Annotated in this window: 17 protein-coding genes and 2 pseudogenes; 9 read left to right on the top strand and 10 right to left on the bottom strand. The window is 31.7% G+C overall.

Annotated elements, in window-relative coordinates; all coding sequences use genetic code 11:
* Positions 1-24: 24 nt before the first annotated feature.
* The 6 genes and pseudogenes from ACZ5VL_RS04400 to rpsT all read right to left on the bottom strand — a co-directional run bounded on the left by ACZ5VL_RS04400 (position 25) and on the right by rpsT (position 9,174).
* Positions 25-1,449, bottom strand: a complete 1,425-nt coding sequence (locus ACZ5VL_RS04400) for an efflux transporter outer membrane subunit (protein ID WP_464197690.1) — start codon at positions 1,447-1,449, stop codon at positions 25-27.
* Positions 1,450-1,558: 109 nt separating this feature from the next.
* Positions 1,559-4,666, bottom strand: a pseudogene (locus ACZ5VL_RS04395) (efflux RND transporter permease subunit); the annotation flags it as partial.
* Positions 4,666-5,859, bottom strand: a complete 1,194-nt coding sequence (locus ACZ5VL_RS04390) for an efflux RND transporter periplasmic adaptor subunit (protein ID WP_464197688.1) — start codon at positions 5,857-5,859, stop codon at positions 4,666-4,668. The pseudogene ACZ5VL_RS04395 and the gene ACZ5VL_RS04390, both read right to left, overlap by 1 nt.
* A gap of 155 nt (positions 5,860-6,014) precedes the next feature.
* The gene (locus ACZ5VL_RS04385) at positions 6,015-7,505 is read right to left on the bottom strand and encodes a flagellin B (RefSeq protein WP_464197686.1); all 1,491 of its coding nucleotides are present in this window, start codon (positions 7,503-7,505) and stop codon (positions 6,015-6,017) included.
* 321 nt (positions 7,506-7,826) lie between these two features.
* Positions 7,827-8,894, bottom strand: a complete 1,068-nt coding sequence (gene prfA, locus ACZ5VL_RS04380) for a peptide chain release factor 1 (RefSeq protein ID WP_464197684.1) — start codon at positions 8,892-8,894, stop codon at positions 7,827-7,829.
* Positions 8,895-8,901: 7 nt separating this feature from the next.
* Entirely contained in the window at positions 8,902-9,174 is a 273-nt protein-coding gene (rpsT, locus tag ACZ5VL_RS04375; RefSeq protein WP_464197682.1) for a 30S ribosomal protein S20, read from the bottom strand.
* 180 nt (positions 9,175-9,354) lie between these two features.
* Between rpsT and glmM the strand changes: the two genes are divergently transcribed.
* Genes glmM through ACZ5VL_RS04350 form a run of 5 tightly spaced genes read left to right on the top strand, consistent with a single transcriptional unit; the run spans position 9,355 to position 12,637 of the window.
* Positions 9,355-10,695, top strand: coding sequence for a phosphoglucosamine mutase (gene glmM / locus ACZ5VL_RS04370; protein ID WP_464197680.1), 1,341 nt, complete (start codon positions 9,355-9,357; stop codon positions 10,693-10,695).
* The gene (lspA, locus tag ACZ5VL_RS04365) at positions 10,688-11,158 is read left to right on the top strand and encodes a signal peptidase II (protein WP_464197678.1); all 471 of its coding nucleotides are present in this window, start codon (positions 10,688-10,690) and stop codon (positions 11,156-11,158) included. The genes glmM and lspA overlap by 8 nt, the downstream gene beginning before the upstream one ends.
* The gene (locus ACZ5VL_RS04360; protein WP_464197676.1) at positions 11,137-11,517 is read left to right on the top strand and encodes an SHOCT domain-containing protein; all 381 of its coding nucleotides are present in this window, start codon (positions 11,137-11,139) and stop codon (positions 11,515-11,517) included. Before lspA ends, ACZ5VL_RS04360 begins: the two co-directional genes overlap by 22 nt.
* 20 nt (positions 11,518-11,537) lie before the next feature.
* Positions 11,538-11,975, top strand: a complete 438-nt coding sequence (locus tag ACZ5VL_RS04355; RefSeq protein ID WP_464197674.1) for a CopD family protein — start codon at positions 11,538-11,540, stop codon at positions 11,973-11,975.
* On the top strand, positions 11,975-12,637 hold the full coding sequence (locus ACZ5VL_RS04350; RefSeq protein ID WP_464197672.1) for a DNA alkylation repair protein: 663 nt from the start codon (positions 11,975-11,977) through the stop codon (positions 12,635-12,637). The genes ACZ5VL_RS04355 and ACZ5VL_RS04350 overlap by 1 nt, the downstream gene beginning before the upstream one ends.
* Here the strand turns inward: ACZ5VL_RS04350 and ACZ5VL_RS04345 are convergent.
* A complete protein-coding gene (locus ACZ5VL_RS04345; RefSeq protein WP_464197670.1) occupies positions 12,618-12,800 on the bottom strand; it encodes a hypothetical protein in 183 nt (60 codons plus the stop codon). The genes ACZ5VL_RS04350 and ACZ5VL_RS04345 overlap by 20 nt on opposite strands.
* Before the next feature lie 120 nt (positions 12,801-12,920).
* On the opposite strand from ACZ5VL_RS04345, the gene ACZ5VL_RS04340 reads away from it, so the two are divergent.
* Positions 12,921-14,405, top strand: a complete 1,485-nt coding sequence (locus ACZ5VL_RS04340) for an SLC13 family permease (protein ID WP_464197668.1) — start codon at positions 12,921-12,923, stop codon at positions 14,403-14,405.
* 16 nt (positions 14,406-14,421) lie between these two features.
* On the opposite strand, the gene ACZ5VL_RS04335 is transcribed toward ACZ5VL_RS04340, so the two are convergent.
* The 3 genes from ACZ5VL_RS04335 to typA all read right to left on the bottom strand — a co-directional run bounded on the left by ACZ5VL_RS04335 (position 14,422) and on the right by typA (position 18,300).
* Positions 14,422-14,889: an ankyrin repeat domain-containing protein gene (locus tag ACZ5VL_RS04335; protein WP_464197666.1), complete on the bottom strand. Its 468-nt coding sequence runs from the start codon at positions 14,887-14,889 to the stop codon at positions 14,422-14,424.
* Positions 14,877-16,313 carry a catalase gene (locus tag ACZ5VL_RS04330; protein WP_464197664.1) on the bottom strand — a complete coding sequence of 479 codons (1,437 nt, stop codon included), beginning with the start codon at positions 16,311-16,313 and terminating at the stop codon, positions 14,877-14,879. The genes ACZ5VL_RS04335 and ACZ5VL_RS04330 overlap by 13 nt, the downstream gene beginning before the upstream one ends.
* A gap of 181 nt (positions 16,314-16,494) precedes the next feature.
* Positions 16,495-18,300: a translational GTPase TypA gene (gene typA, locus ACZ5VL_RS04325; protein WP_464197662.1), complete on the bottom strand. Its 1,806-nt coding sequence runs from the start codon at positions 18,298-18,300 to the stop codon at positions 16,495-16,497.
* Positions 18,301-19,796: 1,496 nt separating this feature from the next.
* Between typA and fliK the strand changes: the two are divergent.
* The 3 genes and pseudogenes from fliK to ACZ5VL_RS04310 form a co-directional block, all read left to right on the top strand.
* Positions 19,797-20,108, top strand: a pseudogene (fliK, locus tag ACZ5VL_RS04320) (flagellar hook-length control protein FliK); the annotation flags it as partial.
* A 10-nt stretch (positions 20,109-20,118) separates the two neighbouring features.
* The gene (locus tag ACZ5VL_RS04315) at positions 20,119-20,832 is read left to right on the top strand and encodes a flagellar hook capping FlgD N-terminal domain-containing protein (RefSeq protein WP_464197660.1); all 714 of its coding nucleotides are present in this window, start codon (positions 20,119-20,121) and stop codon (positions 20,830-20,832) included.
* Positions 20,833-20,834: 2 nt separating this feature from the next.
* Positions 20,835-22,469 carry a flagellar hook protein FlgE gene (locus ACZ5VL_RS04310; RefSeq protein ID WP_464197658.1) on the top strand — a complete coding sequence of 545 codons (1,635 nt, stop codon included), beginning with the start codon at positions 20,835-20,837 and terminating at the stop codon, positions 22,467-22,469.

Genomic DNA, 22,469 nt, shown 5'->3' with positions numbered 1-22,469 from the left:
GATAAATCAAAGTAACTAAAAATGTTACTTTGATTGCCTTGGTTTGATTATATTTTTAGCTTCTTCATCTTTTAGCTCAAATCCTCCACCAAATGCCTTATAAACAGATACTATACTATCTAAAACACTTTGCTGTGATTTTGCAAAAGATAGTTTCGCACTAAGAAGATATCTTTGTGCATCTAAAACTTCTAAATAATCACTATAACCAGCATTAAATCTCGTTTCAGCAATATTATAAATATTTGTTTGAGACTCAACAAGATTTTTTAAACTAGCTTGTTTTTCAAGTGAATTTTCTCTTTCATTAAGCGCATCTCTAACTTCACCAAAGGCTTTTTTTATTGTTTTGTCATACATTATCAAACTACTATTTTGATCAATTGTAGCAAGATCAACTCTTTTTGAAGTTCTACCAAAATCTATTAGTGGGCCAATTAAACTACCGCCTATATTCCAAGCATTTGCATTTGATGTAAAAAGCCTATCAAACTCACCACTTTTATAACCAAACATTCCTGTTAAAGAAAGCTGTGGAAAATACTCAGCCTTTCTAACTCCTATCAAAAAGTTAGTAGACTTTAATTTTTCTAAAGAGCTTGCAACATCTGGTCTTTTTAGTAAAATATCTGAGCTTATACCAGATGGCAAAGATACTTTTGTATTTTCAAGCATTTCTTTTAATGTAGTATCTACATTTACATAGTTATATAAAATTTCCTCGTAATTTTTACCAGTAAGAATACTAAGAGCCGTATTAGCTTGCGATAGAAGATTTTTAACTTCTACTAGTTGTGATTTAGCTGAGTCAACTTGTGATTTTGATTGATAATATATAATTTCACTTATCGATCCTGCCTTTAGTTGATTTTGTCTAAATTCCATACTGCTTATATAGCTTTTTAAAGTATCTCCAAGTATATTTTCTTGCATTTTTAAAGATAAAAGCAAAATATACGAATAAGCTACATTTGATGATATGCTAAGTTTTGCACTTTCATAATCATAGATACTAGCTTTATACATAGACTCAGCAGCACCTATACTATTTCTAACTCTTCCCCATAAATCTATCTCATAATTAAGCATCGCACCAATTGAATAAACTCCATGTGAGTTTGAATTTGGTGGTAAAGGATAATTATTTTGTCTAAGTGCGCTACCGCTAATATTTACATTTGGAAGTTGATCTAATTCTTGTAATCCTAGAGCTACTCTAGAACGCTCAATAGAATTTAGTGCCAAATTTAAATCAAAGTTATAAACTAAAGCGCTACTTATAAGATCATTTAGCGCTTTACTATTAAATACTTCCCACCACCTATCATCTATATTTACGCTTGCCACACTTGAATTAAAATCCGGACTTTGCTTTATTGGAAGATCTGGTTTAAAAGAACATCCTGAGACAAAAACAACTATAAAAATAGCAAATATAGCCCTAAGCATTTGGAGCTCCTTTATCTTCTAATAATAACTTTTCTTCTTCCTTATCTTTTAATAATTTTTGTTTTTTTGTATTGTTATATTGATTTTTATCATTATTATTTTTCTTAAATTTAGAATCAATCCAAGCATTAAAACTTTCAAATATATAAAAAAACATTGGTATAAAAAATATAGCTATAGTTGAAGCAGCTATCATTCCTCCGATAACTCCTGTTCCAAGAGCATGTCTTGAAGCAGATCCAGCTCCTGTACTTATCACCATTGGCAAAACACCAAGTGTAAATGCCAAAGATGTCATAACAATAGGCCTAAATCTTATCTTAGATGCAGAAATTGCTGCTTCGGCTATACTTTTTCCATTTTTATGTTCTTCCATAGCAAATTCCACAATAAGTATGGCATTTTTAGCTGCAAGGCCTATTAGAAGCAAAAGTCCTATTTGAAAATATACATCGTTATGTTGACCTCCAAAATAAGTTGCAATAAGGGCTCCAAAAACAGAAAATGGAACTGCAGTCATAACAGCTGCTGGCATAAGCCATCTTTCATATTGCGCAGCAAGTATTAGATAAACAAATATTAGTCCAAATATAAAGGCAACTTTTCCAGTTCCTTTAGACTGAACCTCTTGATAAGCAGTTCCAGACCAACCTATAGAGTATTCATTCCCAAACATTTCAGAAAATAAGTCTCCAGCTGCTTTTATAGCTTGACCTGAAGTATATCCATCTCCTGGCTCACCCATAATTTTCGCTGCTCTAAACGCGTTAAATCTATCAACATTATCGGGACCTATGATTCTTTTAAGGCTTATAATATTATCAAGTGGAACCATGTTTCCACTTGAATTTCTTACATATAGCATCCTAAAATCATCTGGGTTATCTCTAAAAGCGCTTTTTGCTCTTAAATTTACTCTAAATGTTTTACCCAATAAGTTAAAGTCATTTACATAGTAACTTCCAATATTTGAGTTTATTGTTAAAAATACATCATTTATGTTTATACCAAGCATTTTAACTTTTTCTCTATCTAAAGTAAGTTCGTATTGTGGAAAATTTGTATCAAGGGTCGTTCTTACAAGTTTTAACTCTGGTTTTTGATTTGCTGCTTGAGCAAATTTCATCATATCCTTTTCTATTTCATTATAATTTTTTCCACTATTTGATTGAGCAAACATTTCAAAACCACCAGTAATAGAAAGTCCTGATATAGGAGGTGGATTCACCACAAAACCTTTTGAGTCCCTATCGGGTGCTAACATTTTGTTGTATTTTCCAACTAAAGAAAAAGATGAACTTTCTTTAGTAGTTCTCTCAGACCAATCTTTAAAATTTATAAACAAAACAGATGCATTTTCCCTTAAAACCCCTGCAAAAAGATCGTATCCCATCATAGCATTTACAAATCGCACATTCTCATCTTCTAAAATTTGTTTAGAAATTTTATTTACATTTTCAGCAGTTCTAGAAAGAGTAGAAGCTGACGGCAGCGTGATAGCTGCTATTGCTGCACCTTTGTCTTCTACTGGAACAAGTCCACCTGGAACTAATTTTGAAAGCGAATAAATGCCAAATAGCATAATTCCAACTACTATCAAAGAAGGTATTATATGCCTTAAAATCTTTGCAACACCCGCTGAAAAAATCGTTGTAGAAAAATCAAAAAAATCATTAAATTTTCTAACTAAGAAATTTTTTTCACTTCTTTCTTTTTTAAGAATAGTTGCACATAATGCGGGAGTAAGAGTAAGTGCTACAAGTCCAGAAATACAAACGGACACAACTAATGTTAAAGCAAACTGCTTTTGTATAATTCCGACAAATCCTTCCATAAAGGCAACTGGTATAAAAACAGCAGAAAGAACAAGAACTATAGAAATAACAGGAGCAAACATCTGTCCCATAGCTTTTTCAGTAGCCTCTACAACGCTAAGCTCTGGCTCTTCTTCTAAAATTCTCTCAACATTTTCTATAACTATAATTGCATCATCCACAACAATACCTATGGCTAGAATTAATGCAAAAAGAGTAATCATATTTATAGAAAATCCCATTATATAAATTCCACCAAAAGCACCGATTATAGATACAGGAACGGCAAGCATTGGTATTAAAGTAGCTCTAAAATTTCCAAGGAAAAAGTACATTACAATTATAACTAGAATAAGCGCTTCTATAAAAGTTTTTACCACTTCATCTATAGAGACTTGTATAAAATCAGTTGTATCATATGCAACTTTATAGGTTAAATTCCCAGGAAATTGTTTTGATAGTTTTTCAAGTTCATCTTTTATACCCTTAGATGTAGATAAGGCATTTGCATCATTTTGTAAAAATATAAGAATAGGTATCATAGGAACACCATTTATTCTACCCTCAAATGTATATCCCTGTGATCCAAGTTCAATATCTGCTATATCTTTGAGTCTAAGCATAGCGCCATTATCATAGCTTCTTATAATAATATTTTCAAATTCCTTTATACTTTTAAGTCTGCCTTCTGGCTTTATTGAAAATACATATGGATTTTCTGCTTCGAGTGGTTCTTCACCAATTTTACCAGCTGCATATTGTGAGTTTTGTTCTCTTATAGCACTTACTACATCTACGGTTGTCAATTCATATTTTTGGAGTAAATCAGGTTTTAACCAAACCCTCATAGAATAATCTTTATCACCTATTATAACTGCATCTCCAACACCCTTAACCCTTTTTAAAGCATCGCCTATATTTATTTTTGTATAGTTATTTATATCCACTATATCCATATCACCATTTGGATCAAATATAGATACAACATTTAGTATAGATGCGGATCTCTGTCTTGTATTTACACCAAGCCTTTTAACCTCTTCTGGTAATTTAGCCTCTACAGATTTAACTCTATTGTTAACATTTACAGTAGCTTCTTGCGGATCTGTACCTATTTCAAAATAAACACTTAAACTCATAACTCCGCTAGAACTAGATGTACTTTTCATATATATCATATTTTCAACACCATTTATAGCATCTTCTAGAGGTGCGGCTACAGTATCTGCTATAGTTTGAGCATCTGCTCCAGGATATACAGCCTGAACAACAATTTGTGGCGGAGTAAGCTGTGGGTACTCTTCTATAGGAAGAGCTTTTAAACTAATAATACCTGCTATTACGATTACTATTGATATTACTGAAGCAAAAACTGGTCTATGAATAAAAAATTTAGAAAACATTATTTGTTCTCCCCACCTTTTAGTACCTTGTTTTCTTTTTTCTCAACAGTATTATAATTATATTTTTTATTTTTATTATCTGAAGCTTCTACAACATCGGCTCCGATTCTAATTTTTTGAAAATTATCTATAATTATTTTATCTCCGTTTTTTAATCCTTCGTATACAACAGAATATGAAGGGGTCTGATAATTAATTTTAATATTTGTTTTTACAACCTTTCCATCTTTTATGGTATAAACAAATACAGCTACTTCATCTTGTTGTATTGCAATTTGAGGTACTTTAAAACCATCTTTTTGGTAAAATCCATCCATTGTTATTCTTGCATAAGATCCTGGCAAAAGTTTACTTTCATTATTATCAAACTCTGCTTTTGCAGATATGGTTCCAGTTTTTCTATCTATAACTTTATCTATAAAAATAATTTTACCTTCATAAGTTGTATTATTATCATTTCCTACACGTAGCGTTGCCTTAGCACCAACTTGTTTCCATTGATTTGAATCTAAATTTTGATTTATATTTAAGTTATCTGTCTCAGAGATACTAAAATCAACATCTATTGGATTTAACTTTGTTAAACGAACTAAATTTGCATCCCCAATGCCCACATATGCACCTACATCTTTTAAGGTATCTCCTACTACACCATCAAATGGAGCCTTAACTTCTGTATAACTTAAATCTATATTTGCATTTTTTAACTTTGCTTCAGCACTTTGAACCTGTGCTTTAGCTATATTATATGCAGAAAAAGATGCGTCATATTCTTTTTGACTTATAGCATTACTGCTTTTCAAATTTTTTGCACGGTTAAAATCAAGTTCAGCTCTTTTAAAATCTGCATTAGCTACATTAAGTGCAGCCTGTGCACTAAGCTGTGCAGCTTCATATTTGTCTGGTTCTATCAAAAATAATTTTTGTCCTTTTTTTACTATATCTCCGGGTTTAAAATACTGCTCCTGTAAAGTTCCCGTAACTTTTGCTACCAAAATAACATCTTGTTTGCTAGAAATTTTTGCAGGAAATTCGAAAGTTATAGGAATATCTTCACTTTTAGCTTCGAAAACTCCAACCTGAACTGGTTGTGTATTTTGTTTTTTAGCTTGATCTTTTGGCTGTCCTTTTTCACAACCTATTATTAAAAAAGCAAACATAAAAACTATAAGCAGTTTTATATTTTTATTCATAAATTTTCCTTAATGTAATGTATATTACAAATTTGAAGATATATTTTAGCGAATTTAATTAAATAAACATACAATAACCCAAGAAAACAATGTTTATAAATAAAAAAAGCCACTCTTAAAGAGTGGCTTTGTGTGGATTAGTATCACTAACTTAATTACTGAAGTAATCTTAGAACGTTTTGTTGAACAGCATTTGCTTGACTCATTGCATAGCTTCCAGATTGTGCAAGAATATTAAATTTAGAAAACTCTGCACTTTCACTAGCGAAGTCAACATCTCTAATTTGAGATTCAGCTGATTTAACATTAACTTGTGTAACTGAAATGTTATTTACAGTTGAAGTTAATTGGTTTTGAACAGAACCTAGGTCAGCTCTAATACTACCAAGGTTTTTAGTTGCAGTTTCTGCTATAGACATAACAGACATAGCACCTTTAAGTGTTGTAACACCAGCTGTTTTATCACTACTTACAAACTCAACATTTTTGTTAGCATTGAAGCCCATTGCTGAAGCTATATTAGAATCTATTTGACCTTTGATTTCTCTTAAAGATACAGTTTTTTGAGCTACAGCAGAAGCTTTCTCAAATCCTATTTTACCATTTGTTCCACCAGATACTATTATATCGTTTCCTGAAAGTCTAGTAAGTGATAAACGACCATAGTTTTCTGTTTGACCGCTAATACCTGTTGTAGCAGCAGCAGATGCAAGACCTGTTATTTTGATACCTCTACCATCTCTTGATGTTAGGTTTAAGTGACCTCTACTATCAACACTTGCTTCAACGCCAGTTGTATCTTTATAAGCATTAATTGCAGCAACTAGTGCTCCAGTTGAGTCATTATCTTTGAAACTAACTGAACCAATTATTGTTCCATTGATTGTAAATGCTGATGTTGTAGCTCCTTGTTTTATAGCAGATGCACCAGTTGTTTGTACACTAAAAGTTGCACGAACACCTGTTTTATCACTCATTTTGTTGATATTTTCTGCAAGTACACCTATACCTGTACCAACGCTTGTTGATATAACAGCACTTTCAATTTTATAATCATTTACACCATCTGTATTTTTAAAAGTAAGGTTAACTTCTGAAGCTGCTGTTATTGTAGCACCAGTTTCAAATCTAGTTAAACCTATTTTATTAGATGTTGTAGCACCTATAGTTGCTTTGATACTCTCATTTGAGAAAGCACCTATTTGGAACTCTTTGTTTACAAATGTTCCAGAAAGTAGTTTTTGACCATTGAAACTTGTTGTATTACCGATGTTATCAAGTGACTCCATAAGTCTTACAATGTCATTTTGAATTGATCTTCTTGACTCAGTTGTTTGAGTATCTTGAGCTGCTTGAACAGCTTTAGCTTTGATAGTATCAAGTATTTTTAATTGCTCATCCATAGCTTTATCAGCAATTTTAATAACACCTATTGCATCATTACCATTTGCAATAGCTTGACCAAGTGAACTTGCTTGTGAGCGTAAGCTATCTGCTATAGCTAGACCTGAAGCGTCATCTGCAGCTGTTTGAATTCTAAGACCTGAAGAAAGTCTACCTAAAGAGTTGTCTAAGCTTCTATTGTTTACAACAGAGTTAGTGTGTGCATTCATTGCACTGATGTTAGTGTTAATACGAAATCCCATTTTAAATCCTTTTAAATGTATTTAGTAACTTTCTTGTTACTTAAAAACTATATCGACAGAAAAAAAAATTTATTTATAGCTTTATATATAAATTTTGAAATTTTTATGAAATTTTAAAAAGATATGGTTTTATCTGTATTTTGAATGAATTTTTTATTTTCTTTTACAAATTCTAATTATACTTACACAAAAAACTACTAAAAACATCGCTAAAAATAATATAAAACCTAAATTATCATCAACTTTATATAAATTTATACAATGAAATAAGATAAAAAATGAAGCTAGTAAAAATATATAGTTTTTCAAAACTTGTTGTATTTATAAGTCTTGATTTTCTATGGCCATAGCTTGATGATGAGCAATAAGCGGATCTATAATCTCATCAAAAAGTCCTGCTGCCATTATAGCATCAAGTCTGTAAAGTGTTAAATTTATTCTGTGGTCAGAAATGCGGTTTTGCGGATAGTTATATGTGCGAATGCGCCCACTTCTATCGCCTGTTCCAACTTGATCTTTTCTTTTAGCACGCTCTTCTTCTAGTCTTGCTTGCTCTTGCATATCATAAAGTCTTGCTTTTAGAACTTTTATAGCCGCATCTTTATTTTTGTGTTGAGACTTTCCATCTTGATTTACCACAACAAGACCAGTTGGAATGTGTGTCACGCGAACAGCTGAATCTGTTGTATTTACAGACTGTCCGCCATGTCCAGAGCTTCTCATGACATCTATTTTAAGATCATTTGGATTTATTTGAACATCACTATCTTCAGCTTCAGGCATAACAGCAACTGTTATAGCACTAGTATGAACCCTACCCTGACTTTCTGTTTCAGGTACTCTTTGAACCCTATGAGTTCCACCCTCAAATTTAAGTCTAGAATATGCGCCTTTACCCTTTACAAGTAAAATAATCTCTTTATATCCACCAACGCTTCCTTCACTCATACTAACTATCTCAAATTTATAACCTCTAACTTCAGTATAGCGCATATAAGCATTTGCAAGATCTCCTGCAAATAGTGCTGCTTCATCACCACCTGTACCAGCGCGAATTTCTAAAAATATATTTCTATCATCATTTGGATCTTTAGGAATGAGTAGAAGCTTGATATTTTCTTCTAGTTTAGCTTTTAAGAGCTCAAGCTCTTTAAGTTCTTCTTTTGCAAGTTCGCCAAGCTCATTATCATCAAGCATGGCCTTATTACTTTCGATATCGTCTAAAACCTTTAAGTATTCTAAACTAGCATTTCTTATGGGTTCTATATCGCTTTGCTCTTTGGAAAGTGTAGTCATTTTCTCTATGTCTTGAAGAATTTCCTTTGAACAAAGCATAGAACTTAGCTCATCATAACGAGCCAAAAAAGGTTTTAGTTTATCTGAAAACATTTAATGATTATGCAGCTTGGTCTATTTTGTTTACTAATTTTGCAAGTCTACTTACACGTCTTGCAGCTGTTTCTTTTTTCAAAAAGCCTTTGCTTACAAAGCTATGAAAGCTTTTATTTGCAACTTTAAATGCAGCCAATGCCGCTTCTTTATCGCCACTTTCAGCAGCAACTCTAACATCTCTAGTGATGTTTTTAAGTCTTGTACGATAAAATCTGTTTCTCTCAGTTTTTTTAAGAGTTTGTCTAGCTCTTTTTTCTGATGATTTATGGTTTGCCATTTCTTTACCTTTGCTATCAAAAATTTTGATTTGTGATTTAAACTTGTGATATTACTATAATCATACTTAAATATTGCTAAATTTAAGTATAAATTAATAATATTTTCAAAATTTTAACTTTGTGTTAGCTTATATTGGATAGAATTATGCAATTAGTTTAATTTTTTAAGGAATATAAACATGAAGCTTTTTGGAACAGATGGGGTTAGAGGAAAAGCCGGAGAAAAACTTAGTGCAGAATTATCTATGCGTCTAGCAATGGCAGCTGGAATTTATTTTAGAAAATACTCAAACTCAAACACAATTCTCTTAGGAAAAGATACAAGAAGAAGTGGCTACATGATAGAAAATGCTATCGTTGCAGGTCTTACTTCTGTTGGCTATAATGTTTTACAAATTGGTCCTATGCCAACACCAGCAATTGCATTTTTAACAGAGGATATGAGATGTGATGCAGGAATTATGATATCTGCTTCTCACAATCCATACTACGACAATGGTATCAAATTTTTTGATAATGCTGGAAATAAGCTTGATGAAAAGATAGAAGAAGAGATAGAAAATATATTTTATAATGATGAAATGATAAAAGAGTCTCAAAAAACACTTATGAATATCGGCTCATCTAAAAGAATAGACGATGTTATAGGTAGATACATAGTTCAAATTAAAAACTCATTTCCAAAAGAACTTACACTTCATGGAAAAAGAGTTGTATTAGATGTAGCAAACGGCGCTGCTTATAAAGTTGCTCCAACTGTTTTTAAAGAACTTGGTGCAGAAGTTATAGTTATAAATAACTCTCCAGACGGTAAAAATATCAACGAAAAATGTGGCGCGCTATTTCCAGAAGGTTTAGCAAATGAAGTTGTAAGGCTAAGGGCTGATGTTGGTTTTGCATATGATGGAGATGCGGACAGACTTGTTGTAGTAAACGAAAAAGGTGAAGTTGCACACGGTGATGCTTTGCTTGGTATTTTGGCAATGGAGCTTCATAGTTCTAAAAAACTAAAAAATAGCGCAGTTGTAGCAACTGTTATGAGTAATGCCGCCCTCGAAGATCACCTTAAGAAACACAAAATAAAACTTTTAAGATCAAATGTCGGCGATAAATATGTGTTAGAACAGATGAGGGAAAATGATCTAAATTTCGGTGGCGAGCAAAGTGGTCATATAATATTTGGAGATTATGCGAAAACAGGTGATGGCGTTATATCATCTTTAAAATTTGCAGAATGCTTAGTAAAAAGCGGAAAAACTGCTAGTGAAATTTTAGATGAGATAAAACCTTATCCACAAATTTTAGTAAATTTAAAAATTACAGAGAAAAAACCACTAGAGAAGATAGAAGGTTTAAAAGAACTTGAAAGCTCACTAGCAAAAGATGGCATTCGCTCACTTTTTAGATACTCTGGAACTGAAAATCTTATAAGACTTCTTTTAGAAGGTAAAAACGAAATAACTGTTAGTAAAAGAATGGAAGAAGTTGAAAAATTCTTTTTAAAAGTTCTAAATGCGTAAAGCGCTCCTAAAATTTGGACTGTTTTTTTTAGCTACAATTATCATGGATCAGTTTATAAAGCAAATTTTTATAAACGGGTTTAGATGGGATGGTGATTTTTTATCGCTCATCCTTACATTTAATGATGGTGTAGCTTTTTCTATGTTTGCATTTTTGGGTGAAAATTTAAAATATGTTCAAATTTGCATTATTTCGCTACTTTTAGTATATTTTCTATATCAAAAAGATTTTTTTATGAAATTTCCAGCTCTTATAGGTATACTAATAGGCGCTGGAAGCTCAAATTTGCTAGATAGATTTATACATAGTGGGGTCGTTGATTATATATTTTGGCATAAATGGTTTGAGTTTGCAGTGTTTAATTTCGCGGACATAATGATAAATATATCTGTTGGTTTAATATTATTAATTGAGCTTTTTAGCAAAAAAAAGGATAAAAATTGCAAAAAAATATCTATATAGCTTATGCTTTATGGTTTTTTTCAGCACCCATTGGCGGGGGACTTCATAGAATTTATTGCGGTAAGTTTATAAGCGGTTTTTTGCAACTTGGAATTTACTGGCTTGCTTACATTTGCTTTGCTACCATAATAGGCATGATTGTAGCTTTACCACTTTGGATTATATGGGGGCTTTGGTGGTTAAGTGATGTTTATTTTACTGGCGTAATGGTTGAGCAAAGTGCTATTTTAAGTAGTATAAATAAAAACTTATCACAAGAAGAAACTATAAAAAACATTGAAACACTATATGAGCTTTATCAAAAAGGAGCCATAAGTAAAGAAGAATATGAAGCAAGAAAAGAAATTTTAATGAGATAACACAATAAAAGGAGAAAAATATGAGTTATGAATGGATCAAATGGTGGCACTTTGCTGCCTTTATATCTTGGATGGCAATGCTTTTTTATCAACCAAGACTTTTTGTTTATCATGCAGAAAATATAGATAATAAAGACTATATCAAAGTTCTTAAAAAACAAGAAATGATGTTATTTCATGGTATTGGCTGGATAGCTATGGGTATAACTTATATAAGCGCTATAGCAATTATAGTTTTGTATAAACCTGATTTGATGAGCCTTGGATATTTTCATATAAAATTAACTTGCGCTGTTGTAATGACTGCATACCACTTGAGCTTATGGTATTTTATGGAAAAATTTAAAAAAGATGAATGCAAACTATCTGGTAAATTTTTTAGAGCATATAACGAAGTTCCAACCATTCTTATGTTTATTATACTTTGGGCTATGCTGGTAAAACCTTACGAGATGTAATGAGTACCCAAAGTGATATTTTAAAAAATTTAAAAATCCTTAGCGATATCAAATATTTAGAATTTTCAAAAAAGTTAATTCCAAATGCTGGTGTTCCTATTTTAGGGGTTAGAATTCCTCACATTAGAAAACTAGCCAAAGACACTGTTAAAAGTATCGACATAGCTAGTTTTTTATCATCCTATAAACCAAAATTTCATGAAGAATATTTGCTAAAGAGTATGATTATAAACTTTGCAAAAGATATAAATTTAGAACTTATTTATGCAAATAAGTTTGTAAAATCCATACCAAACTGGGGTGTATGTGATACTTTTTGTATCAAAAAAAGTAAAAATTTAGAAATTTATCGTGATTTTTTAAATGGATTTAAAGACTCAAGAAAAGAGTTTGAGGGTAGATTTTATTATATATTTTTTATGAAAAACTTTTTAAATTTAGAAAATTTAGAAGAGATTTTTACGCAAATAAAACAAGAAAAAAGCGAACTTTATTATGTTAAAATGGCTATTGCTTGGTTACTTTGCGAAAGCTATATTATAGATAAAGAAAAGACAACAAGCTTCATCTTGGAAACTTTACAAGATGATTTTATAAAAACAAAAGCTATCTCTAAAATCAAAGATAGCTTTAGAATTAAAACTAGCAATTACCCTTTTTAGCTTGTCCTGGAGGGCAAAAATTACCATTGCCGTTACGATGATACGGACCATCTTCTAAAATAACTCTATCATTTTCTAAGATAACTCTATTTGGTGTTTTGGCACTTACGGTGCATCCGGCCATTAATACTGCTATCACTAAGCAAACGATACTATTTTTCAATCAATCTCCTTTGGTAGTATTACAATACGAAATATCGACATAAATTTATAAATTTTTATACTTTTTAATGATAATATGCAAAAAAATATACTTTAATTTATATACCAAAAAGGAGAATAAATGTCCGAATCTGCCCAAACAAAAAAGCCTTCTTTAGCTAAAGACTATGGGCTTATAATTGCTATTTTATCTATGATTATTATCTGGTTTTTACCAACTCCTGTTGATTTGCCAGTCGTTGGACAAAGAATGATAGGAATTTTAGCATTTGCAGTTATTGTATGGATAACTGAATGCATGAGCTATCCTGCAAGTGCTTTTTGTGTACTTGCGCTTATGGCATTTGGTATGGGAACTGCTCCAAGTATGGAAAAAGCTGATGTTCTTATGGGAACTGGAGCTGCTTTGAAAATAGCACTTTCAGGTTTTGCTAACTCATCTTGGGCGCTTGTTATGGCTGCACTTTTCTTAGCCGCTGCTATGATGATAACAGGGCTTGATAAGAGAATAGCACTTTTTGTTATGTCTAAAATAGGCACAAAAGCAAAACATATGGTAATTGGCGTTATCTTGGTTGGCTGTATATTAAGCTTTTTTGTACCTAGCACAACAGCTAGGGTATCTTGTGTGGTTCCAATTGTTATTGGTATCATAAGAGCTTTTGGCGTAAAACAAGGTTCAACTTTTGCAGCTATAATGATGATAGCAGTTGCACAAGCTGATAGTTTATGGAATGTGGGTGTAAAAACAGCTGCCGCACAAAACATGGTAGCCATAGGATTTATAAAAGACATCTTAAAAACAGATATAAGTTGGCTTGAGTGGTTTATAGCAGCAGCTCCTTACTCCATTGTAATGTCAGTTGTTCTATATTTTGTCGTGGTAAAAATTTTACCTCCTGAGATAGATGAAATTCCAGGTGGTCAAAGCACCATACACAAAATGCAAGAAGATATGGGACCAGTAACATTAAATGAAAAAAAACTTATGTTGATTTCATGTGTATTGCTTTTTTTCTGGGCAACAGAAAAAACCTTACATCCTTTTGACACCTCCTCAGTTACTATTGCTGGAATTGCTATAATGTTTTTACCAAAAGTTGGCATTATGGACTGGAAAGATGCAGTTGGTAAAATAAATTGGGGTACTATAATACTTTTTGGTATTGGCATAAGCCTTGGAACAGCTCTTTTAAAAACAAAGGCTGCTGTATGGCTAGCCGATCATTTTGTTGCGATATTTGGATTAAACTCAATGTCAGCCATTGGAATTATTGCCATATTAGGTTTTTTCCTTATTGTTATACATCTTGGATTTGCCTCAGCAACTGCTCTTGCAGCCGCAATGATACCTATAATTATATCTATATTACAAAATGTTCAAACACCTGGCATAAATATTCTTGGTATTACTATGATTTTACAATATGTAATATGTTTTGGATTTATTTTACCAGTAAATGCACCACAAAACATGATAGCCTATGGAACGGGGTATTTTAGTGTAAAACAGTTTGTTATGACTGGAATTCCACTTTGTATAATTGCTTATCTTCTAATACTTCTTTTTAGTGCGACTTATTGGAGTTGGCTAGGATATGCTTAAATGATATGTCAGGAATTTATTTTAAAATTCCTAGTACTTTTGAACTCATTTTTTTAAGAGCTGTTTTGTTTTGTGACTTTTCTAAAAGATAGTTTACAACATCTTTTCTGCCAAACATAACAGCAAAACTGTATGGAGTCATACCCATACCACAATTTTCATCCATATTTGCACCATGTTCAACTAAAAGTTTTACAATATCCAAATAACCTTTAAAACAAACTCCAGCTAACGGAGTTTGTCCACGATCATTTTTCTCATCAACTAAAGCTCCATTTTCTAAAAGCATTTTAGATGTTTCTAAATTTCCGTTATAAGAAGCTATCATTAAAAAGGTATTTCCTTTATGATCTTTTAAATTTGGGTTTAATCCAACCTTTATCATATTTTGTAAAGTATCGACATCATTTTTTCTTGCAAAATCCATTGCCATGAGGCAAAGTTCATTAAACCTTGCCTCTTCTTCTTTTGTTATTTGTTGCATTTTCTATTAAATGCTTCCCTTACGCCATGAGCATAAGCCGGATCTATTTTTTCAAAATGCCTCAAAGCTCTATCTTTTACCATATCACTAACGCCATCCATGCTATCTACTATATTGCTAAAAAGTTGTAATTTTTGATCATCGCTCATTAAATTAAATAATGCTCTTGGTTGTGAATAGTAATCATTATCATCATAATCAAATCTTTGAGCTACACCATCAAGTTGTAAATCTGGCTCTAAATAACTCTTATCCTCAACTGGTCCACCATAACTATTTGGTTCATAATACTTCTTGGTTTCAACCTTATGAATTCCAGTATTCATAGCACCATCACGATTATACGTATGAACTGGAACTATTGGTCTGTTTACCTCAAGTTGCTCATAATGCGTTCCAACTCTGTATCTGTGTGCATCTGCATAACTAAATACCCTAGCTTGAAGCATTTTATCTGGACTAAAACTAATTCCTGGAACTATATTTGATGGACTGAATGCAGCTTGCTCTATATCGTTAAAATAATTATCCGGATTTTTATTTAGCTCAAAATAACCAACATCTATAAGTGGATAATCTTTGTGAGACCAAACTTTTGTTATATCAAATGGATTAAATCCACAAGTTTTAGCTTTTTCTTCGCTCATAATTTGAATTTTAAAATTCCATCTTGGATAGTCGCCCTTTTCAATGCTCTCTCTAAGATCTCTAATATTGCTTTCCCTATCTTTTGCAATTACTTTTGCAGCCTCATCATTTGTTAAATTTTTTATACCTTGGGTAGTTTTAAAATGGAATTTCACCCAAAATCTCTCGTTTTTAGCATTTATAAGACTATAAGTATGGCTTCCAAATCCATTCATATTTCTAAAACTTGCAGGTATTCCTCTATCACTCATTAAAATCGTAACTTGATGTAAGCTTTCAGGAACCAATGTCCAAAAATCCCATTGTGCCTCATTTGATCTAAGATGAGTCATAGGATCTCTTTTTTGAGTATGTATAAAATCAGGAAACTTCATAGCATCTCTAACAAAAAATACAGGAGTATTATTTCCTACTAAATCCCAATTTCCTTCTTTTGTATAAAATTTCATTGCAAAGCCACGAACATCTCTTTCAGCATCTGCTGCGCCCATTTCGCCAGCAACAGTTGAAAATCTAGCCAGCATTTTAGTTTTTTCACCTTTTTGTAAACAACTCGCTTTTGTATATTTTGATATGTCTTCTGTTATTACAAGATTCCCAAAAGCGCCACCACCTTTTGCATGAACTGTTCTTTCTGGAATTCTCTCTCTATTTTGATGAGCAAGTTTCTCTAAAAGTTGATAGTCTTGCATTAAAAGAGGCCCTCTTTTACCTGCTGTTATACTGTTTTGATTGTCAGCAATTATATTACCGGCTGTTGTAGTTAATGTTGCCATAATTTTCCTTTTAAATATTTTGAATTATTAAATAATAAAATTTATTATTTAATGAATTGTATAGCACCAAAGTAAACATAAAATATATTTTTTATAACCAAAATATATTTTATTAGAAAGAAAAAAAGAGGAAAATTATAAGTTTAGTTTGGTCTAAACATTTAGAGCCAAACTAGGTATATTATTTTGTTTTTGACATTCTTTTACGCGTAATTGGATCAAGGTATCTTTTTCTAACGCGAATATTTGCTGGAGTTACCTCAACAAGTTCATCTTCTTCTATCCATTCTAATGCTCTTTCTAATGAAAGTGTTCTTGGTGGAACAAGTTTAATCGCATCATCACTACCGCTTGCACGAACGTTTGTTAGGTTTTTACCCTTTATAGGATTTACATCTAAATCATTTGGGCGACTATGCTCACCTATAATCATACCCACATAAACTTTTGTTTGCGGACCAACGAAAAGCACACCTCTATCTTGTAAATTCCAAAGCGAATAAGCTAGAGCAACTCCGTTTTCCATACTAACTAAAGCACCATTACTTCTTTGCTCTACACTTCCTATAACAGGGCGAAATTCCAAAAAGCTATGATTCATAACACCTTCACCCCTAGTATCTGTTAAAAACTGGCTTCTAAATCCTATAAGACCACGCGCAGGAATTTCAAATTCTATTCTTGTTTGACCATCTCCAGTTGGGTTCATACTTACCATTTCGGCTTTTTTTCTACCAAGTTTTTCTATCGCAACACCCGTACAATCATCTGGCACATCAATAACTAAAAGTTCAAATGGCTCACATTTTACACCATCTATCTCTTTTACTATAACTTCTGGTCTTCCTAGACAAAACTCAAAGCCTTCTCTTCTCATATTTTCAGCTAAAATCGTAATTTGAAGTTCACCTCTACCGCTTACTTTAAATTTACCCTCACCTGCATTTTCGTATCTCATAGCAATATTTGTTTTCATCTCGTTTGATAAACGCTCATCAATTTTATTTGAAGTTACAAATTTGCCTTCGGTTCCTGCAAGTGGGCTATCATTTACGCTAAAAATTACACTTAATGTTGGTTCTTCTATATGAAGCGCGTCAAGCGGCATAGGATTACTTGGATCAACCACACTATCTCCAACATCCAAAGCTTCAAAACCAGCAATTGCTACAATATCTCCAACACTTGCTTCATTTATTTCCTGTCTTTGGAGTCCTAAAAATCCTATAAGTTTACTTATGCGCCCATTAACTTTTGTACCGTCAGCTTTCATTAACATAACTGAAGAGTTTTTCTTAATAGTTCCATTAAACATTCTAGCAATTCCTATTTTACCTACATAATTATCATAATCGAGTGTAAAAACTTGTAGTTGTAAAGGATTATTTTCATCGCCACCTGGAGTTGGAACATGTTTTATGATGGTTTCAAAAAGAGGAATCATATCCATATTTGTATCTTCTAATGCGTATCTGGCGAAACCGTTTTTTGCAGCTGCATAAATTACAGGGAACTCAAGTTGCTCATCATTAGCTTCTAAGGCAACAAAAAGATCAAAAATTTCATTTATTACTCTTTCAGGATCAGCTGCTGGTTTATCAACTTTATTTATAACAACAATTGGCCTTAAGCCAAAAGCTAAAGCTTTTTTAAGAACAAATTTTGTTTGAGGCATTACACCTTCTTGGGCATCAACTAATAGTAAAACACCATCAACCATTCTTAAAACACGCTCAACCTCACCACCAAAATCAGCGTGACCCGGGGTGTCAATAATATTTATTTTATAATCTTTATAATGAATCGCTGTGTTTTTAGAAAGGATTGTAATACCTCTTTCTCTTTCTATATCATTACTATCCATAACTCTTTCGCCAACTGTTTCGTGACTACTAAATGTACCTGATTGCTTTAGTAGCTCATCAACCATAGTTGTTTTACCGTGGTCAACATGAGCAATAACGGCGATATTTCTTATATTTTCCAAATTTTTCTCCATAAACTTTAAACTAGTGGATGATTTTATCTAAATTTTGCTTTAAAAAAGAAAAATTTATAAAGTTAAAATTTGGAACGAATTTTGCATGCAAATATTTAAAATAATTTTAGGATAGATTTATGCAAACACTTTTAGATGTTATAAATGACAATATTAAGCCAAGTGCAACAAAAAAGACTCAAAAAAGTGAAGGCAGTGAAAACGAGGGATTATTTTCAGCGCTTTTAAACTCTGTAAACAACGAGAATGCTGATGAAACAAACATCATCAATGCTGTATTAAATTTTAAACAAAATTTTGAATCTAAAAATGAGCTTAGTTCAAATTTAGCAAATTTAACCAAAATAAGTGAGCCAAAAAATCTATTTGAAGCTTCAAATTTTTTACAAATTTTAAGTTTACTAGAAGTATTAAATGGCGGAAAGATAAATAAATTTCCAATCCTAAATTCAAAAATGACAGAATTTTTCGCGGTTGAGAAAAATATATTAGAGATAAAAGGTGCAAAAAATATAAATGAACTTATAAAAATCTCGCAAAAATTTGATTTAGGTTTAGAAAAGATAAATATCACAAAAGACTTGACAAATAAATTTGAAAAAGAATTTGTAAACCTTGCAAAAAAAGATTTTTTCAAACTGGATAACTCTTTGAAATTTGATGAGATAACAAAGTCTCAAATCAATAAAATGTCAAAATCCGAAACAAAAAAAGAAGATACAAATTTACCAAAATTACTTGCTAATTTAGAAAATAAAATAGAACAAAAACTTCCAAAATTAGACACAATTGATCAAAAATCCATAGACCAAAAAAATAAAACTTTAGATTTAAATCAAGAAAATACCACAAATGATAAAAAACAAAAAATTGATATGCAAAATATCAAAATACCATCAGAAGAAATAAAAAAGCAAGATATAAAACTAAATCAAACTGAATATAAAATATCAAATGAAGCACCATCAAAGCAAGAAATAAAATCAGATTTATTAGATAAAAATACCTCTGAGCAAAAAATATTACAACCAAAACAAGCAGAAACTGATGCCAGTTTGCAAAACAAAAATTTAACCAGCGAAACCAAATTTGATAAAGTTGCAAAATCTGATGAAACCACAAATAAAATGTCTCAAAAAATGCCTGAAAACATTCAAAAATCAGAAATTTATCAAGATAAAAATATAGAAAGAAAATCACAAGATAATTTTCAAATAAAACAAAACATATTAAAAGATGACATGTTAAAAGCAGCTCTTAATCCATCTATGCACAGTAGCGAAGAGCAAAGCAAAAAAGATGATAATACTCAAAACCAAAATAAAAACAACAACAATGATGAGCAACTAAACCTTATAGTAAAAGATATTGTTAAAAATGCTCAAAATCAAATGAAAAATATAGATACTAAAAAAACTTTTGAGAGTTTCGCAACAAATCTAAAAGAACAAGTTGAAAATTATAAACCGCCTATTATGAGAGTAAATTTAGTTTTAAATCCAGAAAGACTTGGCGAGATTGAGATAACAATAATTAATAGAGGAAATAATCTTCATATAAATTTTAACTCAACTCCACAAACTATGAATCTTTTCTTGCAAAACCAAGCAGAGTTTAAAGCAAGTTTGGTAAATATGGGCTTTAGTGAGTTGCAAATGAATTTTTCAGATCAAAATCAAACCAAAGACCAGTCGCAAAACTCTAAAAAATTTAGATTTTTAAAAGAAGATGATGATCTTAATGATAAAGAGATGGAACAAAATTTGCTAGAGGTTATAGTACCTAGATATATATAAAGGATTAAAAATGGCTATTGATTCAATTAACAATACTTTTAACAATACTTTTACATCAGATAAAATGGCAGACAAAAAGGCCAAAGAAGCGGCCGAAAAGGCTCCTGGAACTAATCCTAAATCTGCTCTTGATAAAGATGCATTTATGAAGCTTTTACTTACTGAGCTTAAATATCAAGATCCAACTAGTCCTATGGATACAGCAAAAATGCTAGAACAAACAAGTCAACTAGCAACTCTTGAAACACAAGAAAATACAAATAAAATGATGAAAGACTTGGCGTCTCAAATGAAAGCAATGATGAGTATGAACTCATTTGCAGCACTTGGAACTATGGCACTTACCGCATCAGATGTCGTGGTTAAGGACAATTCAACAAAAGATATTAATTTCTCTATCTACTTCCCAGATGTAGCAAAAAGTGGAGTTTATGAAATTTATGATTCAACTAATTCAAAACTCATAGACTCTATTAGTTTTGAAAATGTTCCAAAAGGAACCCAACAAGTTATTTGGAATGGAAAAGACAGTGATGGAAATGAAGCCCCTCTTGGCGCATATAAAGTAAAAGCAAAATATATAACTGAATCTGGCGAGAAGAAAGAAACTAGTGTTGGTAGTTATCCTGTTGAAGCAATTAGATTTAGAGACGGAAAAGCTGAGATAAAAATAGGTGGAGAATTTGTTGATATTTCAAAAATAAGTGAATTTTATAAAGGCTAATAATGCTAAGGTCTCTTTATAATGGTGTAAGTGGAATAAAAACCCATGGAGTTGGCATAGATGTAACGGCTGATAATATAGCAAATATTAGCAATGTTGGCTTTAAAAGTTCTCGTCCTGAGTTTAAAAGTATATTTTACCAAACATCAGTAGAGTCTGGATATTTCTCTGGAGCAAATCAAGTTGGACTTGGCGCAACAATGCAAACAACAGCACTCCAAATGTCCCAAGGAAATCTAGTAGATTCAGATAATAACTTTGATCTTGCTATATCTGGGAATGGATACTTTGGCGTAATGGGAGAAAATAAAAATATATATTATACAAGAGATGGCGCATTTGATATAGATAAAGAAGGAAATTTAGTAACTAATAATGGTGAGTTCGTACTAGGAACTATGGCAAATTTTACTCAAACAACTCTTAGTGATTTTGCTAAAAAATCTTATGGCGAATTATACAAACAAAGTGGCAAAACACCAATTCTAGATGCATATATGGCTGATCCCAAAACAAAATTAACAATAGGAACTGAAACTGCACAACAACCAATAAAACTTCCAAAATATCTTTATATGCCAGCCGTTGCAACAAGTTATGTTAATTTTAGAGGTACATTAGATGTAAGACCAACATTTAAAGATACTGAAATTTCAGTTTCAAGCACTAATACTCAAAACAAAAATGACAATGGAACACTAAATTTAAACGGCAATATATCAGATTCTAGACTTAAAGCTGGTGATAGTATAAAAATTACATTAAAAGATAAAAACTCAAATATCCAAACCGCAAATGCTAAAATAAAAGATGATGGCACTTGGAGCATAGAAAATCTTGTATTAAATGGCCAAATGGACAAACAATCTCCGCTTGATATTTCCTTAAGTAGTATTGTAAAACAAGAAGTACCAAATACTTCTACATTTTATACAGATGTATTTTCTCCAACTGGTGAAAAAAATAAACTACAAATTAATTTTACAAAAAATATACCAAGTCAAGGCGAAGGTAGTGTTTGGCAGGTAAAAGCAAATCTTTTTTCTCCAGCAAATGCCCTTATAAGCTCTTCATCAGGAGAAGTAACTTTCGATGGTAGAGGAATGCTAAAAAGTTCAACTCTAGGATCAATAGACAATGGCGGTTCGCCTTTAAATATAAATTTGGGCACTCCTGGTAGTGCAAATGCTTCCAATATGCTTTTTGCCGGAATGGTTGCTAGAGAAGATAAAAGCAAAATAACTGATATCCAAAAAGATGGAGCAGGAGAAGGACTTTTTAATGATTATAAAGTAGGAGATAATGGAGTAATTTATGCTAATTTCAGTAATGCTACAAGCATTGAAGTAGCGAAAATACCGCTTTTCCATTTTCAAAACGAACAAGGCTTACACAAAGAAGGCGGAACATTATTTTCTAAAAGTGCTAACTCGGGAGATCCTTTTTTCTACAAAGATGCTAGAGGAAATTTAGTTTATGGTGCACAAATAAAACCAAATTTTTTAGAGCAATCTAATGTGGATTTGGGAGAACAATTAACAGAACTTATAGTTTTACAAAAAGGCTTTGATGCTAGCTCAAAAAGCATTACTACAAGCAATGAGATGTTAAAAACTGCAATAGGGCTTAAAAAATAG

The organism is Campylobacter sp. GTC17093, from assembly GCF_055397635.1.
Note: the sequence above shows the minus strand (reverse complement) of the source record. Positions and strands in the feature narration are given on the sequence as shown.

Excerpts from the sequence above, each read along its gene's own strand:
- ACZ5VL_RS04390 (WP_464197688.1), bottom strand. The coding sequence starts at position 5,859 with ATGAATAAAAATATAAAACTGCTTATAGTTTTTATGTTTGCTTTTTTA.
- prfA (WP_464197684.1), bottom strand. The coding sequence starts at position 8,894 with ATGTTTTCAGATAAACTAAAACCTTTTTTGGCTCGTTATGATGAGCTA.
- ACZ5VL_RS04355 (WP_464197674.1), top strand. The coding sequence starts at position 11,538 with ATGAGTTATGAATGGATCAAATGGTGGCACTTTGCTGCCTTTATATCT.
- ACZ5VL_RS04335 (WP_464197666.1), bottom strand. The coding sequence starts at position 14,889 with ATGCAACAAATAACAAAAGAAGAAGAGGCAAGGTTTAATGAACTTTGC.
- ACZ5VL_RS04340 (WP_464197668.1), top strand. The coding sequence starts at position 12,921 with ATGTCCGAATCTGCCCAAACAAAAAAGCCTTCTTTAGCTAAAGACTAT.
- ACZ5VL_RS04330 (WP_464197664.1), bottom strand. The coding sequence starts at position 16,313 with ATGGCAACATTAACTACAACAGCCGGTAATATAATTGCTGACAATCAA.
- ACZ5VL_RS04350 (WP_464197672.1), top strand. The coding sequence starts at position 11,975 with ATGAGTACCCAAAGTGATATTTTAAAAAATTTAAAAATCCTTAGCGAT.
- ACZ5VL_RS04385 (WP_464197686.1), bottom strand. The coding sequence starts at position 7,505 with ATGGGATTTCGTATTAACACTAACATCAGTGCAATGAATGCACACACT.
- glmM (WP_464197680.1), top strand. The coding sequence starts at position 9,355 with ATGAAGCTTTTTGGAACAGATGGGGTTAGAGGAAAAGCCGGAGAAAAA.
- rpsT (WP_464197682.1), bottom strand. The coding sequence starts at position 9,174 with ATGGCAAACCATAAATCATCAGAAAAAAGAGCTAGACAAACTCTTAAA.
- ACZ5VL_RS04315 (WP_464197660.1), top strand. The coding sequence starts at position 20,119 with ATGGCTATTGATTCAATTAACAATACTTTTAACAATACTTTTACATCA.
- ACZ5VL_RS04400 (WP_464197690.1), bottom strand. The coding sequence starts at position 1,449 with ATGCTTAGGGCTATATTTGCTATTTTTATAGTTGTTTTTGTCTCAGGA.
- ACZ5VL_RS04310 (WP_464197658.1), top strand. The coding sequence starts at position 20,835 with ATGCTAAGGTCTCTTTATAATGGTGTAAGTGGAATAAAAACCCATGGA.
- lspA (WP_464197678.1), top strand. The coding sequence starts at position 10,688 with ATGCGTAAAGCGCTCCTAAAATTTGGACTGTTTTTTTTAGCTACAATT.